14 protein-coding genes and 1 tRNA gene are annotated in these 15507 nt (G+C 61.5%); 8 read left to right on the top strand and 7 right to left on the bottom strand.

The window, feature by feature from the left end; all coding sequences use genetic code 11:
- Positions 1–104: 104 nt before the first annotated feature.
- Positions 105–1205, top strand: a complete 1101-nt coding sequence (gene ychF, locus V7650_RS11505) for a redox-regulated ATPase YchF (RefSeq protein ID WP_335656387.1) — start codon at positions 105–107, stop codon at positions 1203–1205.
- Positions 1206–1253: 48 nt separating this feature from the next.
- Positions 1254–2507 carry an alkaline phosphatase family protein gene (locus tag V7650_RS11500; RefSeq protein WP_335656386.1) on the top strand — a complete coding sequence of 418 codons (1254 nt, stop codon included), beginning with the start codon at positions 1254–1256 and terminating at the stop codon, positions 2505–2507.
- A gap of 7 nt (positions 2508–2514) precedes the next feature.
- Here V7650_RS11500 and V7650_RS11495 read toward each other — a convergent pair whose 3' ends face one another.
- Both V7650_RS11495 and mutL read right to left on the bottom strand, forming a co-directional pair.
- Positions 2515–2985 carry a hypothetical protein gene (locus V7650_RS11495; protein WP_335656385.1) on the bottom strand — a complete coding sequence of 157 codons (471 nt, stop codon included), beginning with the start codon at positions 2983–2985 and terminating at the stop codon, positions 2515–2517.
- Positions 2986–3073: 88 nt separating this feature from the next.
- Complete coding sequence (gene mutL, locus V7650_RS11490; RefSeq protein WP_335656384.1) at positions 3074–4876, bottom strand: DNA mismatch repair endonuclease MutL; 1803 nt, start codon at positions 4874–4876, stop codon at positions 3074–3076.
- Between the two features lie 151 nt (positions 4877–5027).
- On the opposite strand from mutL, the gene V7650_RS11485 reads away from it, so the two are divergent.
- The 6 genes from V7650_RS11485 (at position 5028) to V7650_RS11460 (ending at position 10740) form a co-directional block, all read left to right on the top strand.
- Complete coding sequence (locus tag V7650_RS11485; RefSeq protein WP_067199236.1) at positions 5028–6065, top strand: rod shape-determining protein; 1038 nt, start codon at positions 5028–5030, stop codon at positions 6063–6065.
- A gap of 43 nt (positions 6066–6108) precedes the next feature.
- Positions 6109–7011, top strand: coding sequence for a rod shape-determining protein MreC (gene mreC, locus V7650_RS11480; RefSeq protein WP_335656383.1), 903 nt, complete (start codon positions 6109–6111; stop codon positions 7009–7011).
- On the top strand, positions 7011–7526 hold the full coding sequence (mreD, locus tag V7650_RS11475) for a rod shape-determining protein MreD (protein ID WP_335656382.1): 516 nt from the start codon (positions 7011–7013) through the stop codon (positions 7524–7526). Before mreC ends, mreD begins: the two co-directional genes overlap by 1 nt.
- Positions 7523–9487 carry a penicillin-binding protein 2 gene (gene mrdA / locus V7650_RS11470; RefSeq protein ID WP_335656381.1) on the top strand — a complete coding sequence of 655 codons (1965 nt, stop codon included), beginning with the start codon at positions 7523–7525 and terminating at the stop codon, positions 9485–9487. The genes mreD and mrdA overlap by 4 nt, the downstream gene beginning before the upstream one ends.
- A gap of 3 nt (positions 9488–9490) precedes the next feature.
- On the top strand, positions 9491–10603 hold the full coding sequence (rodA, locus tag V7650_RS11465) for a rod shape-determining protein RodA (RefSeq protein WP_335656380.1): 1113 nt from the start codon (positions 9491–9493) through the stop codon (positions 10601–10603).
- A gap of 61 nt (positions 10604–10664) precedes the next feature.
- Positions 10665–10740, top strand: a tRNA-Lys gene (locus tag V7650_RS11460).
- A gap of 88 nt (positions 10741–10828) precedes the next feature.
- Here V7650_RS11460 and V7650_RS11455 read toward each other — a convergent pair.
- The 5 genes from V7650_RS11455 to V7650_RS11435 all read right to left on the bottom strand — a co-directional run bounded on the left by V7650_RS11455 (position 10829) and on the right by V7650_RS11435 (position 15323).
- Complete coding sequence (locus tag V7650_RS11455) at positions 10829–12241, bottom strand: dihydrolipoyl dehydrogenase (RefSeq protein WP_335656379.1); 1413 nt, start codon at positions 12239–12241, stop codon at positions 10829–10831.
- A gap of 1 nt (position 12242) precedes the next feature.
- A complete protein-coding gene (locus tag V7650_RS11450) occupies positions 12243–13622 on the bottom strand; it encodes an NAD-dependent succinate-semialdehyde dehydrogenase (RefSeq protein WP_335656378.1) in 1380 nt (459 codons plus the stop codon).
- A 61-nt stretch (positions 13623–13683) separates the two neighbouring features.
- Complete coding sequence (locus tag V7650_RS11445) at positions 13684–14331, bottom strand: hypothetical protein (RefSeq protein ID WP_335656377.1); 648 nt, start codon at positions 14329–14331, stop codon at positions 13684–13686.
- A 254-nt stretch (positions 14332–14585) separates the two neighbouring features.
- A complete protein-coding gene (locus tag V7650_RS11440; protein WP_335656376.1) occupies positions 14586–14849 on the bottom strand; it encodes a DksA/TraR family C4-type zinc finger protein in 264 nt (87 codons plus the stop codon).
- 201 nt (positions 14850–15050) lie between these two features.
- Positions 15051–15323, bottom strand: a complete 273-nt coding sequence (locus tag V7650_RS11435; protein ID WP_323800759.1) for an HU family DNA-binding protein — start codon at positions 15321–15323, stop codon at positions 15051–15053.
- Positions 15324–15507 lie beyond the last annotated feature (184 nt).

The raw sequence follows: 15507 nt of genomic DNA, 5'->3' as shown, positions 1-15507 counted from the left end.
AATCGGCACCCTGAACTTGATTCAGGGTCCAGAGCGTATATGCGCACCTTTTGAACGATCTGGCACCGAATGCCGGGTCCAGTTCAGCATGACGGAGTGATCACATGGGTTTCAAATGCGGTATCGTTGGGCTTCCCAACGTCGGAAAATCAACCTTGTTCAATGCGCTGACCGAAACGCAGGCGGCGCAGGCGGCAAACTATCCGTTCTGCACGATCGAGCCCAATGTCGGCCAGGTCGCGGTGCCCGATCCGCGGCTGCAGCAGATCGCCAAGATCGCCAACAGCGCCAAGATCATCGAAACCCAGCTGGCGTTCGTAGACATCGCCGGCCTGGTCAAGGGCGCGTCCAAGGGCGAAGGGCTCGGCAACCAGTTTCTCGGCAATATCCGCGAGGTCGACGCGGTCGTCCACGTGCTGCGCTGTTTCGAGGATGACGATATCCAGCATGTCGCCAACAAGATCGACCCGATTTCCGACGCCGAAGTGGTCGAGACCGAACTGCTGTTGTCCGATCTCGAAAGCCTCGAGAAGCGCGTCCCCGCCTTCCAGAAAAAGGCGACAAGCGGCGACAAGGAAGCCAAGATTGCGGCCAGCGTCCTGGGACAGGCGCTGGAATTGCTGCGCGAAGGCAAGCCGGCGCGCCTGACCGTGCCCAATGACGAGGAAGAGCAAAGGATCTTCGACCAGTCGCAGCTGCTCACCGCCAAGCCGGTGCTCTATGTCTGCAACGTCAGCGAGGGCGATGCCGCAAAGGGCAATGCGCTGAGCGCCGCGGTGTTCGAAAAGGCCAAGGCCGAGGGTGCGGAAGCGGTGATCGTCTCCGCCGCGATCGAATCCGAGCTGGTCGAGATGGAACCGGACGACCGGGCCGAATTTCTAGCCGAACTGGGTCTGGAAGAATCGGGCCTGGCCCGGGTCATCCGCGCCGGTTACCAGCTGCTTGACCTGCAGACCTTCTTCACCGTCGGCCCCAAGGAAGCGCGCGCCTGGACGGTGCACAAGGGCGCCAAGGCCCCCGAGGCTGCGGGCGAGATCCACAGCGACTTCGAGCGCGGCTTCATCCGTGCCGAAACCATCGCCTTCGACGACTATGTCGCCCTGGGCGGGGAAAGCGCGGCCCGCGATGCCGGGAAGTTGCGGCAGGAGGGAAAGGAATATGTTGCCAAGGATGGCGATATCTTCAATTTCAAGTTCAATGTCTGAATTGTCACATTGTCCCGCTAGGCGGTGAGGCTTTCGGGAGAAGAGACCATGATTCGTTCCATTTTTTCGCTGCTGCTTGCCAGTTTTCTGCTCGCTGGCGCGCCCGTGCTGGCCGCAACCACGCCGGAACAGAGCGAATCGGTCAGCGAGCGGACTGAGGGACGCGACCCCGTCACGATCCTGATCTCGATCGACGGTTTCCGCCCCGACTATCTTGAGCGCGGAATCACCCCGAATCTCAATGCCCTCGCCGCATCCGGAATCTACGGTCCGATGCGTCCGTCCTTCCCGAGCAAGACCTTCCCCAATCACTGGACGCTGGTCACCGGCAAGACCCCGGATCACCACGGCATTGTCGGCAATACCATGGAAGATGCCGCGCGGCCGGGCGAGATATTCAAGATGGCCACCCAGGACCCGTTCTGGTGGAACGAAGCGGAACCGATCTGGATCACCGCCGAGAAGCAGGGCATTCGTTCGGCAACCATGTTCTGGCCGGGATCGGAAGTGGAATTTGACGGCGTCCGCCCGGCGGACTGGTGGCCGTTCAACCAGAAGCTGTCCAACGACCGCCGGATCAACGCGATCGTCGACTGGATGCGGCGACCCGAGGACATCCGGCCGCGCCTGGTGACGCTCTATTTCGATACCGTCGATACCGCCGGCCATTATTACGGCCCCGCCCCGGGCGACAAGCTGCATGCGGCGATTGCCGATGTGGACCGCGAAATCGGCAGGCTGAAACAGCAGCTCGACCATCTCGGACAACCCGTCAATTTCGTGATCGCCTCCGACCATGGCATGACCGAAACCGCTCCCGAGCGGATCATTCATCTCGACCAGATCATGGCGAGTGACCAATATCACCTGGTCGAGGACGGCAATTATGTCGGACTCGAGCCGCTGGCGAACAACGGCGATGCGGTGCGCGCGGCATTTCTGCGACCGCACGAGCATATGGAGTGCTGGGCACGTGAGAATATCCCGGCGCATTTTGGCTATGGGACCAATCCGCGCGTGCCTGCGATCCTGTGCCTGCCAGAAACCGGCTGGGTGGCCTATCAGGATGTGCCGGAATGGATGACCGGAATCGGCGGCGGCCATGGCTATGACCATCGCGATCCCGACATGATGGCATTTTTCCTGTCCAGCGGCCCAGCGATCACCGCTGGCGGCCAGCTACCGGCATTCGACAATGTGAAAATCTATTCGCTGGTCGCGCGACTGGCCGGGGTAAAGCCGGAAGCCAGCGATGGCAGCCTGGCGCCGTTCGAGCAAATGCTGGCTCCCGGCACCGACTGATCCGTCGTCAGGGCGCGGGCAGCACGTCCTCCACCCGGGTGTAAACCAGATTTACCGGGTCGCTGTTGGCGGCGGTGCATGTTCCCGCATCCAGAATCCGGTCGCCGCGAAAACCCTCCAGTCGCTTGCCGTCCTTGCTCAGCGTCAATCCCATGCCCACCCATATCTGGATCGCGCATTGCTTCTGCACCGCGCGGGAAAACGGGCCGCGATGCGCGCCGTAGATCAAATTGCCATGGATGGTGGCGGCGAAATCGATATCATTTTCGTCCCCGGCGACGGCCCCTTCCGGATATCGTGACGTCAGGCTGGAGCCATCCTGGGTGAAGCGGAAAATCGATCCATCAGCCTGGCGCCAGTAGCCGGTAAGGTCGCTGCCGATCATTGCAGATTCCGCCTCAGGCGATTGCGCAGCCGCCACGGCACTGCACAGCATGGTCAGCGCTAAACAGGCACAGGCGGCAAGGCGATGGATCATGGCAGTCTCCCAATATGTCCCGTCTAGCAAGCCAATCGGGACTGGCTATGATCCCGATCACAAACCGGCCCGTCCGCCCGCAACCGGATCACTTGCGGCCGAACAGCTTCTCCACGTCGTCCAGCGCAAGCTTGACCCAGGTCGGGCGCCCATGGTTGCACTGGCCGCTGTGCGGCGTAACCTCCATCTCGCGCAGGAGGGCGTTCATTTCCGCGACGCTGAGCACCCGCCCTGCCCTGACCGAGCCGTGACAGGCCATGGTCGAGGCGACATGGTCGACCCGCTCCTTGAGGCTGAGCGCCTGGTCATAGGCACCGAGCTCATCGGCGAGGTCGGTGACCAGTTCACGGACATCGCCGGAGCCGAGCATCGCCGGCGTCGCCCGGACCAGCATCGCGGTCGGGCCGAATCGCTCCAGCTCCAGCCCGAAGTCGGACAGTTCGGCGATCCGCGCTTCCAGCCGGTCGCAGGCGTTCTCGTCCAGTTCGACCACTTCCGCCATCAGCAGCGCCTGCGATGCCACGGTCCCGCCGTCGACCGCCTTGCGCATCCGTTCCAGCACCAGCCGTTCGTGCGCCGCATGCTGGTCGACGATCACCAGCCCGTCTTCGGCTTCGGCGACGATATACGTCTTCGCCACCTGGCCGCGGGCGATGCCGAGCGGATAGCGGCTGGCCGAAGGCACCGGTCCGGAGGCTTCCTCGGCCCGGCCCATCAGCGGTGCAAGATCGGCTTGCGGCTCCAGCCCGGCGAAGGCGCTGCGATCATCACGAACCGCGGACGGATAGGGTTGCTGCGCTACCGTGGTCCTGCCTTGCGCGGTGAATATGCTGCACTGCGGATCGGGCATCATCGGCTCGCTCTGCCACCGGCTCAGCGCCGATTCGGCGGGTCGCTGGACGGCGCGGAAACCGCCCTCGTCGAGCGCCTTGCGCAGGCCGCTGACGATCATGCCGCGAATCATCGCCGGTTCGCGAAAGCGCACCTCGGTCTTAGCCGGGTGAACGTTCACGTCGACCTGCTCTGGTGGCATGTCGATGAACAGCGCGACCACCGGATGGCGGTCGCGGGCCAGCATCTCGGCATAGGCCCCGCGGACCGCGCCGACCAGCAGCCGGTCCTTGACCGGGCGACCGTTGACGAACAGGAACTGGTGGTCGGCAACACCGCGATTATAGGTCGGCAGGCCGGCCACGCCGGTGAGGCGGATGTCCTCCCGCTGCAGGTCGACACCCACGCTGTTGGCACGCAGGTCGCGGCTGGTCAGAGCGGCGACCCGCTCCGGTCCGGTTTCCCCGGCCTGAACGGCAATGGCCTTGCGGCCCTGATGCTCCAGCGTGAATCCGATATCCGGCCGCGCCATCGCGAGACGCCGGACGATATCGGTGCAGGCGGCATATTCGCTGCGCGCCGTGCGCAGGAACTTGCGACGTGCGGGCACCTTTGCGAACAGCTGCTCGACCCGTACCTTGGTGCCCGGCGGGATCGCCGTCGGGCCTTCCGCGACCAGCTCGCCATGATCGATCACCCGCGACCAGCCGTCTTCTCCGGTCATCCGGCTTTCGATCGTCAACCGCGCGACGCTGGCGATCGAGGGCAGCGCTTCGCCCCGGAAGCCCATCGTCGTGACCATTTCGATCGCCTCGTCGGGCAGCTTCGAGGTGGCATGGCGTTCCAGCGCCAGGGCGATGTCGTCGCGGCTCATCCCGGAGCCATTGTCGGAAACCTGGACGAGGTCGAGTCCGCCCTCCTCGAGCCGGATATGGATCTGCCGTGCACCGGCATCAATCGCATTCTCGACCAGCTCCTTGAGCGCGCTCGCCGGGCGTTCGACGACCTCTCCGGCAGCTATCCGATTTATAAGGCTGTTTGGGAGTCTTCTTATTGACATATCCATGTTCCTAGCCCAAGCGACGATGCCAAGCGACCCCTGATTTCTTGGGCGATTCCCATGGTTAACCTCATGACCCGTCCGGCTTGACATTCGCTTGGATCAATTGTCGCAGCAAGGTCTGCAAATAATAGAAATTACGGACAAAATTATGTTTGAAAACCTGTTCAAGTTCCGTTCGCAAGATTTGGCGATCGATCTCGGCACGGCGAATACCGTGGTCTATTTGCGCGGCCAGGGCATCGTGCTCAACGAGCCGTCGGTTGTCGCGATCGAGACCATCAATGGCGTGAAGAAGGTCAAGGCGGTCGGCAATGACGCGAAGATGATGATGGGCAAGACGCCCGACAGCATCGAGGCCATCAGGCCACTGCGCGACGGCGTGATCGCTGACATCGATGTCGCCGAACAGATGATCAAGCATTTCATCCAGAAGGTGAACGGCAAGAGCAAGCTGTTCAGCTATCCCGAAATCGTGATCTGCGTGCCCAGCGGCTCGACCTCGGTCGAACGCCGCGCCATCCGCGACGCTGCATCCAATGCCGGCGCCCGCCAGGTATTCCTGATCGAGGAGCCGATGGCAGCGGCAATCGGCGCGGACATGCCGGTCACCGAACCGATCGGTTCGATGGTCGTCGACGTTGGCGGCGGCACCACCGAGGTCGCCGTACTCTCGCTGCGCGGCCTCGCTTACACGACCTCGGTCCGCACCGGCGGCGACAAGATGGACGAGGCGATCGTTTCCTATGTCCGTCGCCATCACAACCTGCTGATCGGTGAAACCACCGCCGAGCGGATCAAGAAGGATTTCGGCGTCGCCCAGGCCCCTGCCGATGGCGTCGGTCACACGATCCACATCAAGGGCCGGGATCTCGTCAACGGCGTTCCCAAGGAAATCTCGATCAACCAGGGCCAGATCGCCGAAGCGCTGAGCGAGCCGATCGGCACGATCATCGAAGGCGTCCGTATCGCGCTTGAAAATACCGCGCCGGAACTGGCTGCCGACATTGTCGATCAGGGCATCGTCCTGACCGGCGGCGGCGCACTGATCTCCGGCCTCGACGCGGCGCTGAGCGACGAAACCGGCCTGCCGGTGACGGTCGCCGAAGATCCGCTGGCCTGCGTCGCCATCGGCACCGGTCGGGCCATGGAAGATCCGATGTTCCGGGGCGTGCTGACCACCGCCTGAGCGGACGATATAATAACGAATGGAAGCGAAAGGATAAATCGATATGGCGCCGCCAAACAATCGGCGTCCAGGATTTTCCAAGCGGGCGCAGTACAGCATATTCGCCAGCTATTTACTGGGCATTTTTCTAGCGGTTCTCGGACTGCTGCTATTGCTCGTCTCGTTCATTGATCCTCGCGGTTTTTCTGCGCTGCGGACAATTGGTGCCGAAGCCGTAGCACCGGTCAGCAAGACCATTGCCGAAATCAATGGAGCGAGCGGCAATGTGGGCGATCAGATAGCGGCCTATTTCAACGCGGCGTCCAAAAATGCCGCCATGCAGCAGGAGCTTGAGCAGAACCGGATGGAAATCCTGGAAGCCCGCGCCCTGCGGCAGGAGAACGAACGCCTGAAGCGGCTGCTAAAGCTCGACGAGGATGTGCCCGATTCGATTGCCATGGCCCGGTTGATCAGTTCAACCGCATCAAGCTCTCGGCGGATTGCCACGATCGGGGTCGGCAGCCGGAGCGGTCTCGAAACCGGTCAACCGGTTCGCTCCCCGGAGGGGCTGGTCGGCCGGATTCTGGAAGTCGGCCCTACGACCGCGCGCGTCCTTCTGGTATCGGACGGTCAGAATGTCACGCCGGTGCAGCGCGCCAGCGACAGCCTGCCTGCCTTTGCCACTGGTCGCGGCGACGGCACTGTCGATATCCAGCCGATCAACATCGGGTCCAACCCTTTCAAGGGCGGCGATCTGATGATTACATCCGGCAGCGGCGGCCTGTACAGTCCGGGGATCCCGGTGGCGGTCGTCATCCGCAAGACCGAAACCGGCGCGATCGGGAGAGTCCTGGCGAATCCCGCGAAGGTCAGCCATGCGATCGTGCAGCCAATATTCCAGGCGGAAACGATGCGCCAGATCGAGAAAGATCGCGCGACCGAGCCGCAAGAAGAAACCGGCGAATAGTGCCGCGGTCCCGTCAATCCAGGATTGGCCGCCAACCCTCCCAGTTGCGGATCAAGCTGGTTCCCGCGCTGACCGTGGTGATCGGCTCGATGATTACCGCTTTGCCGATCCTTACCGACTATCCGATTTTGCCGCCGATGGGATTGCTGGCGGTGCTGGCGTGGCGCTTGATTCGCCCGGGATACTGGTCTGTCTGGGCCGGATTTCCGCTGGGCCTTGTTGATGATCTCTTCAGCGGCCAGCCATTCGGCAGCGCGGCATTTCTCTGGTCGGTGATCTTCATCCTGCTCGAGACGATCGACCGGAGAGCCGTCCGCCGCGATTATTGGCAGGACTGGCTTATCGCCTCCATCGCGATCATATTTGTGCTAGTAGGGGGCATGCTGATCGTCGATTTCCAATCCAACCTGCTGCGGCTGGACCTGCTGGTGCCGCAAATCCTGCTTTCGGTCCTGCTCTATCCGTTTGTCGCCCGGCTGATCGGAGCGATCGACAACTGGCGGGTGGCATCATGAAATCGGCCAAGACGATCAGCAGTGCGATGCAGGAAATGACCTTCACCCGCCGGGCAACCATCATCGGCGGTTTGCAGATTGGGGTCGGCGTGCTGCTCGCAGGGCGGATGGCCTATATCTCCGTCGCGGAGAACGAGCGATACAAGCTGTTGTCGGAAAGCAACCGGGTGAATCTTACCCTGGTGCCGCCAAGACGCGGCTGGCTGATCGACCGCAACGGCAAGCCGATCGCCAACAACAAGACCGATTTTCGCGTCGACATCATACCCGATCGGCTGCGCGACCGGAAAAAGACCGTTGCCACGCTGGCCGAACTGCTGTCGCTCGATGCGGAAGAGCTGGAACGGATCAACCGGGAGCTGGAACAGGCCAGCAGCTTTCAGCCGGTCCAGGTCGCAACCGGCCTTGACTGGGAAGAATATGCAGCGGTCAGCGTGAGACTGCCCGATCTTCCCGGCGTCTCGCCCCGGCAGGGCTTTTCCCGCAACTATCCGAGCGGTCCGGCCATCGGCCATCTGGTCGGCTATGTCGGCATCGCGTCTGCAGAAGACTACAAGGCCAACCCCGATCCGATCCTGATCACCCCGGGCTACAAGATCGGCAAGGACGGCCTCGAGAAAATCTTCGAAGACCGGCTGCAGGGCGAGCCCGGCGCCAAACGGGTCGAAGTGACCGCTCGGGGCAAGATCGTCCGCGAACTCAACACCCGACCAGATGTCCCCGGCAAGCCGCTGCAGCTTACGCTCGATATCGAGCTGCAGGAATATGCGGCCCGCAGGCTTGGCCCCGAATCGGGAGCGGTGGTTGTCCTTGACTGCCTGTCCGGTGACATTCTGACGATGACATCGATGCCCTCGTTCGATCCGAACAGCTTTTCCGACGGTATCGGCACGACCGAATATGGCATGCTGCGCGAGGATGACCATGTCCCGCTGCTCGACAAATCGCTGAAGAGCCTGTTTCCGCCGGGCTCCACGGTCAAGCCGATGGTCGCGCTCGCATTTCTCGAAGCCGGCCTGGATCCGGATGAAACCGTCAACTGCAACGGCGGGCTGCAGGTGGGCAACCGGCGTTTCCGCTGCTGGAAGCGCGGCGGCCACGGGCGCGTCGACATGGCCAAGGGCATCTACCAGAGCTGCGACGTCTATTTCTACTATTTTGCCCAGAAGATCGGCATCAACCCGATTGCCCTGATGGCCCACCGCCTCGGGATGGGGCAAAAATTTCCGCTGCCCGTCGCCAGCCAGTTTTACGGCACGGTCCCGGACACGGCCTGGTTGCGCAAGAAATATGACCGCGAGTGGCAGGCCTATGACACGGTCAATGCCACCATCGGCCAGGGCTACATGCTCGCCAACCCGACCCAGCTGGCGGTGATGGCCGCGCGGATCGCAACCGGCAAGAAGGTGATTCCGCGCCTGATCATGACCGAGAAGAAGCCGAAGATCGAGACATTGAACCTCGACCCCGAGCATCTGGTCTATATTCACCAGGCGATGAGCGATGTGGTCAACGGCCCGGGCACCGCCGGTCGCGCCCGGCTGCCGATCGAGAATGTGAAGCTGGCGGGAAAAACCGGCACCGCACAGGTGGTCAATCTCGATTTCGGACGCGGCGGCAGCGACGTCGCCTGGAAATATCGCGATCACGGCCTGTTCATCTGCTTCGCGCCGTTCGACAATCCGCGCTACGCGGCCGCCGTTGTCATCGAGCATGGCGGCGGCTCAGGTGCCGCCTATCCCGTTGCCCGCGACGTCTTGACCTTTCTCTATGATCGAGAGAAGGCGATGGACATGCTCACCGGTCTCGAGACCGCGTGGGGCGGCAATATCCAGGAGCGCATGGATGCCCGGATGGCGGCTTACCGCAACAGGAAGGACCTGGAGAAGGCGATGGCCGAAAATCCCGCTGCCGCAGTCCCGGAAGCCCCGGAGACCACGGAAGCCGGGACCGGAGACTAGCCCTTGAGCGATTTCATCCCTGCGCCGATCGCGCAACTTCCCTGGAAAACAATCCTGCTGCTGTTCGTGCTGGCCAGCTTCGGCTTTGTCGTGCTCTATTCGGCAGCAGGCGGCAGCATGACCCCCTGGGCCGGTCTGCACATGGTCCGGTTCATCGTGTTCGTGGCCATGGCGATCGTGCTGTCGCGGTTTCCCGAATCCTTCTGGAAGACGATGGCCTTCCCGGTCTATGTTGTCGTGGTCCTGATGCTGTTCGGCGTCGAGCTGATTGGTGCGGTCGGTGGCGGCAGCCAGCGCTGGCTCAATCTCGGTTTCATCCGCATCCAGCCGTCGGAACTGATGAAGGTGGCCATCATATTGGCGGTCGCGCGCTTCTACGACCTGCTGCCGCCCAGCCAGATCCGGACATGGGGGGCAATCTGGCCCTTGCTGGGGCTGCTCGCCGTGCCCTGCGCGCTGATTCTCTTCCAGCCCGATCTCGGAACCACCATCACCGTTGTCGCCGGTGCGCTGACGATTGCCTTTCTGGCAGGATTGCCGCTGCGGCTGTTCATCGGTGGCGCCGCCGCGATCGCAGTCCTGGCACCGCTGGCCTATTTTTTCGCGCTGGAAGAATATCAGCAGCGCCGCGTCACGACCTTTCTCAATCCGGAAAATGATCCGCTCGGCTCAGGCTACCATATCAGCCAGTCGAAGATCGCCATCGGTTCGGGCGGCCTGTTTGGCAAAGGCTTTCTCAACGGCACCCAGAGCCATCTCGATTATCTGCCCGAAGGCCACACCGACTTCGTCTTTGCCACCATGGCGGAAGAATGGGGACTGATGGGCGGTATTCTCATATTGTTCTGCTTCTTCCTGCTGTTCCGCTGGGGGTTGCGCGTGGCGATGAATGCCAAGACGCGCTTTTCGCAGCTGACCGCGGCGGGTCTGACCGTAACCATTTTCTTCTACGTCGCGATCAACCTGATGATGGTCATGGGATTGGCACCGGTAGTCGGCATTCCGCTGCCCTTTCTCAGCCATGGCGGTTCGTCGATGATGACAATCATGATCTGCGTCGGCATATTGATGTCGATTGAACGTCACCCCGGTCGGCGCGGCGGCGCCTTCGGCTGATTATTGCAAGCAAGCTGTTGCGTTTGCAAATTCCGGCCCTATATAGCCAGTCAGACTATATGGACGCTTAGCTCAGTTGGTAGAGCAGCTGACTCTTAATCAGCGGGTCGTGGGTTCGAACCCCTCAGCGTCTACCATTTTTGCCGACAAGGAAATCATCCCTAGGGATGATTTCCGGCAGAATGGTTCCTGCGGATGCAGGCCCAGCCAAATTTTCATTTTTTGCTATGATCCCGGCGGAACGCCCTTGTCCTGGTTTTCCGGCAGGGGCAAAGGCGTCGCCGCGCAAATCGTGCGCAGGGCGGTTTTCAGCCCCTCTTCGATCGTTGGATGGTAGAAGGGCATTTCCAGCAACTGCGTGGCCGTCAGGCCCTGCTGGACCGCCCATGCCAGCATATGCGCCAGATGTTCGCTCGCCGGCGTGCACAGGTCGGCCCCGATCAGCCAGCCATCCGGGCCCGTTGCATAGAGCGTGAGCACGCCTTCGTTGATTCCTTCCACCCGTGCCCGGCCCTGGTCGCTGAAATCGGCGGTGCCGGTGATTACGGCCTCATCCTCCGATTCGCCGATGCGCGCGACCGGTGGAGTGGTGAAGGTTATGCTGAGCGGAACGAAGCGATCGGCGGGCTTTGATTCGGGAAGGGCCGCCGCATTGCGCCCGGCGATTGCGCCGTCCTGGGATGCCTCGTGCAGCAACGGCAGATCATCCGCCACGTCTCCGGCAAGGAATATGGCGCTGTCGCCGCACTGCATTGTCGCGCGATCGTGCAGCGGCACGCCATGGCCGTCGCATGCGATGCCCGCGGCCGACAGGTTCAGCCGGTCGAGATTGGGCGGGCGGCCGGTGGCGACCAGAACATGGTCGAAATCGCCCTGCCCCGATGACGAGCCGCTCCAGGCGAGTCTGGCATGGTCGGCGGTCACGCTCACCTTAAGGTCGACTCCCAGATTGAGCGTGACATCCTCGGCGACGATCGCCTGCAGCGCGTCGTGAACCCTGTCGCAGCGGATACCGCCAAGGCGGCTGCCCTTGTCGAACAGGCTGACTTCCACCCCGAGACGAGCCATGGCCTGCGCCAATTCGAGGCCAATCGGGCCCGAACCGACGACTGCCAGCCGCTTCGGGAGGTCGGGCAGTTCAAAGATGCCCTCGTTGGTCAGCAGCCGGTCGCCGAGGACGGAAAATTCATCGGGGACAAAGGGCGCCGAGCCGGTCGCGATGACGATGCTACTGGCCTCTATCCGGCGACCATCCTCCAATTCGAGGCACAGCGGTGCGACAAACTTCGCTGCTCCCAAGAGCCGGACATCCTCAGGAATTTTCGCAATATTCTCGCGAGTCAGTCGGGCAAAGCGATCGCGCTCGTCGCGGACCCGCTTCATCACCGCGCCGCCGTCTATCTTGATATCGGACGTCATGACGCCAAATGTCTTTGCCGTACGCGCCGCGTGGGCGGCGTGCGAGGCCGCGATCAGCAGCTTGGACGGCATGCAGCCAACTGTCGCGCAGGTCGTGCCGGCATAGGCTGGATCGATCAGCAGGGTTCTGGCACCCGCATCGCGGGCTGCCCTTTCTGCCGCCAGTCCAGCCGTGCCGGCACCGATCACGGCGAGATCGCAGCGCAACATCTCACCCATCTCAGGCGGCAATCGTGATCGACTTGATATTGACGAATTCCTTCAGACCGACCTCGCCATGTTCACGGCCATAGCCGGAATTCTTGACCCCGCCGAACGGCATGGACGGCGACGCGATGGCATAGGTGTTGATATTGACCATGCCCGTGTCGAAATAGGTCGAGGCCATTTTCACCGCCCGGTCGACATCCTTGCTGAAGATGCCTCCGCCCAGGCCATAGCGGCTGTCGTTGGCGATCCGCATTGCATCCTCGTCGTCCTTCGCCCGGATGATCGAAGCGACCGGACCAAAAATCTCGTCGTCATAGGCCGGCTGTCCGGGTGCCACGTCCACCAGCGCGGTGGCGGGATAGAACCAGCCGGTACGATCCGGGATTTCACCGCCCGCGACAAGCTTGGCGCCCTTGGCGACACTGTCCTCGACCTGGCCGTGAACCTGGTCGCGCTGGCTGCACGACACCAGCGGTCCAAGCTGCGTATCCTCGTCATTGGGGTCGCCCATATTGATGTCCTTGAACGCGGCGCTATAGCCCTCGACAAAGGCATCATAATTTTTCTCGGTGACAATGAAGCGCTTGGCATTGACGCAGGTCTGGCCATTGTTGAACAGTCGGCCCTGGGCACAGGTCTGGATCGCCAGATCGAGATCGGCATCATCGAAGACCATATAGGCATCGTTCGAACCCAGTTCGAGCACGGTCTTTTTCGAAACCGCGGCAGCTTTCTGCGCCACCGTGCGTCCGGCCTTGTCGCTACCGGTCAGGGTGACACCGCGCACCAGATCATGTTCGATGATCGCGTCAGACTGGTCATGGCTGATCAGCAGCACGCCGAACAGGCCCTTGGGGAGACCGGCCCGCTCGTAGATATCGCGCAGCAGCAGGCCGCTGCCGGTGCAATTTTCCGAATGTTTCAGCAGCACGCCATTGCCGACCATCAGGCTGGAGATGGAATAGCGGATGGCCTGGTAACAGGGGAAATTCCACGGCTGGATGCCGTAGATCACGCCAAGCGGCGAATAGGTCACAATCCCGCGACCCTCCGGCACATCCCGTTCCTCGTCGGCGAGCATGTCGGGACCATTTTGTGCCGTATAGTCACAAATGCTGGCGCACAATTCGATCTCTTCCCGTCCATCGCTGAGCAGTTTGCCCATCTCGTCGGTCATCAACTGGGCGAATTCGTCTTTGGACTTGCGCAGTTCATCGGCAATCGCCGAAATCACAGCAGCCCGTTCGTCGAGACTTTTCAGGCGCCAGTCCAGATAGGCATTGTGGCAATCCTGGACGACATCCATTGCCTCCGCGTCAGACATCATTGGATAGCTCTGCAGAACCTGCTCGGTGAGCGGATTCACGGTTTCTATGGTCTTGTCGGTCATGGGGGATTCCTCGTTCTAATTGATGTTCGGCTGATTGATGTTCGGCTGGGCCCGGCGTCGTTCAGCCATAGGTTTTGCGGTGATCGTCCAGCGTCCCGGCGACATGATCCAGCGCCTTTTCGATGACGTCAGCAAAGCTTTCTTCAGTCAGCCGCAGGATGCCGCTGTGCGCCGCGCAAATGATCTGGGTGTCGGCCCAGTCGCGCTGCAACTGGCGCGCCCAGGCAATGAAATCATCCGCGGCACCGGCGCGCTTTTCCAGCGCGTCCGTAAGCTTGGGATGGAAGCGCAGCTTCGGCCCGGGCAGGAACTTTTCCACCAGCGCCGGCAGCTCGATGATCATCAGCGTGTCATCGACATGGATGATGCCGCTGGCGCGTTCGCGCACGATCACCGACCCCACGTGAACCGATTCGTCATCGGGAATGAAGTCCACTCCGGCAGGAACCGAAAAATCGAAGATGTCGGCGAATTCCTTTTGCGTCGCCTCATCCTCGATCAGGGCGGGGTCCCAGGACAATTCGGGATTTTGCCGATGGTGGCGGCGGGTTCCGATCAGCCGGGAATGGGGGACCATGTCGTGGACAAACTTGCAGTGGACAGTGTGGAAAGGATGGAGATTGAGCACCGCCTCGATCCGCTCCCCGTCATTGGTCAGACGCATCAGCTCCTCGCGATCCTGCCCGTCGACCTCGTAGGAATCGAGCAAGACGAAACTCCCTCCCGGCCGGCTGACAAGCGACATGTGCGTGCCGATGTTGATGACATGGGAGATTTTGAAATCGCCGCGGATGTTCCAGAAATTCTCGGCCAGATGTTCGATCGCGGCGCTCCTGCAGATAATGGATGGGGTTGTCTAGGCAACGCCCGGGAGCGGGATCGGTTCCGATATTCACGGAAATTGGAGCAGGACAAGCCTTAGCCGGCACTGCTCGGCAGGGCTGAGGGCGTGCGGAATTCGGCCTAGCGCAGCTGGCTGTCCTTGCTGCCGCGCCGGTTGATCCCCGCGCTGGTTCGGGCCACATCCCTGTCCGACTGACAGGCGACGCAGGTTCGGGTTCCGGGCAAGGCGCGACGCCGCGCCTCGGGGATATCCTCGCCGCATTCCACGCAATATTTTGCGGCATCACCGGTCGGCATGTCCGCACGGGCGCGCTTCACCGCATCGGCAATGGTGTCGTCAATCTGATCCTGTACCGCGCCGTCGCGCGCCCAACCGCCTGCCATAAGATCCTCTGGATTTTCTGTTTCTATCCGTTGAATGTGGGCATCCCCGGCTCGAATGCAAGACGAGCCACCCGTGCGGCACCATCAGACCGGCTTGTACGGGCAAGAAAAAAGGCGGGCCTCTTTTCGAGGTCCCGCCTGATATTTTAGAACAAAGCGCGAAAAAAAAGGGGAGCGCAAACACCGCTCCCCGTTCGATGTTTAGTTGACGGCGTCTTTCAAGCCCTTGCCGGCTTTGAATTTTGCTTGAGTCGATGCTGGAATCTGCATCGGTTCACCGGTGCGAGGGTTGCGGCCGGTAGAAGCTTTACGTTTGGAAGTCGAGAATGTGCCGAAGCCAACGAGACGAACTTCGCCGCCGCTGGACAACGCGCTGGTGATCGAGTCAAATACGGCATCCACCGCTTTGCCGGCGTCGCTTTTGCTGAGGCCGCTGTGATCTGCTACGTTACTGATAAGATCCTGTTTGTTCATTATGGGTATCCCCCCTTCTCTGATGGCAATTCGTTTGAATCGCGCCTTTGTCTGGCGGCAGTAATGCGAAATTATCCGGACGAGTCAAAGAAAAACCGCTGATTTCTGCGCCAGACCCCCATTTTTTGTGGCAAATGAGACGAAATGAGACGAACGGCCCACAAGCCGCGGCTGTTTCGATTAT

Origin of the sequence: Parasphingorhabdus sp., assembly GCF_036964565.1 — a bacterium.
Taxonomy (GTDB): Bacteria; Pseudomonadota; Alphaproteobacteria; order Sphingomonadales; family Sphingomonadaceae; genus Parasphingorhabdus.
This window is presented reverse-complemented; position numbering and strand designations above follow the sequence as displayed.

What these genes read in the sequence shown, in the direction of transcription:
- ychF (WP_335656387.1), top strand. Translation starts at nt 105, where the DNA reads ATGGGTTTCAAATGCGGTATCGTTGGGCTTCCCAACGTCGGAAAATCA.
- V7650_RS11500 (WP_335656386.1), top strand. Translation starts at nt 1,254, where the DNA reads ATGATTCGTTCCATTTTTTCGCTGCTGCTTGCCAGTTTTCTGCTCGCT.
- V7650_RS11495 (WP_335656385.1), bottom strand. Translation starts at nt 2,985, where the DNA reads ATGATCCATCGCCTTGCCGCCTGTGCCTGTTTAGCGCTGACCATGCTG.
- mutL (WP_335656384.1), bottom strand. Translation starts at nt 4,876, where the DNA reads ATGTCAATAAGAAGACTCCCAAACAGCCTTATAAATCGGATAGCTGCC.
- V7650_RS11485 (WP_067199236.1), top strand. Translation starts at nt 5,028, where the DNA reads ATGTTTGAAAACCTGTTCAAGTTCCGTTCGCAAGATTTGGCGATCGAT.
- mreC (WP_335656383.1), top strand. Translation starts at nt 6,109, where the DNA reads ATGGCGCCGCCAAACAATCGGCGTCCAGGATTTTCCAAGCGGGCGCAG.
- mrdA (WP_335656381.1), top strand. Translation starts at nt 7,523, where the DNA reads ATGAAATCGGCCAAGACGATCAGCAGTGCGATGCAGGAAATGACCTTC.
- V7650_RS11455 (WP_335656379.1), bottom strand. Translation starts at nt 12,241, where the DNA reads ATGGGTGAGATGTTGCGCTGCGATCTCGCCGTGATCGGTGCCGGCACG.
- V7650_RS11450 (WP_335656378.1), bottom strand. Translation starts at nt 13,622, where the DNA reads ATGACCGACAAGACCATAGAAACCGTGAATCCGCTCACCGAGCAGGTT.
- V7650_RS11440 (WP_335656376.1), bottom strand. Translation starts at nt 14,849, where the DNA reads ATGGCAGGCGGTTGGGCGCGCGACGGCGCGGTACAGGATCAGATTGAC.
- V7650_RS11435 (WP_323800759.1), bottom strand. Translation starts at nt 15,323, where the DNA reads ATGAACAAACAGGATCTTATCAGTAACGTAGCAGATCACAGCGGCCTC.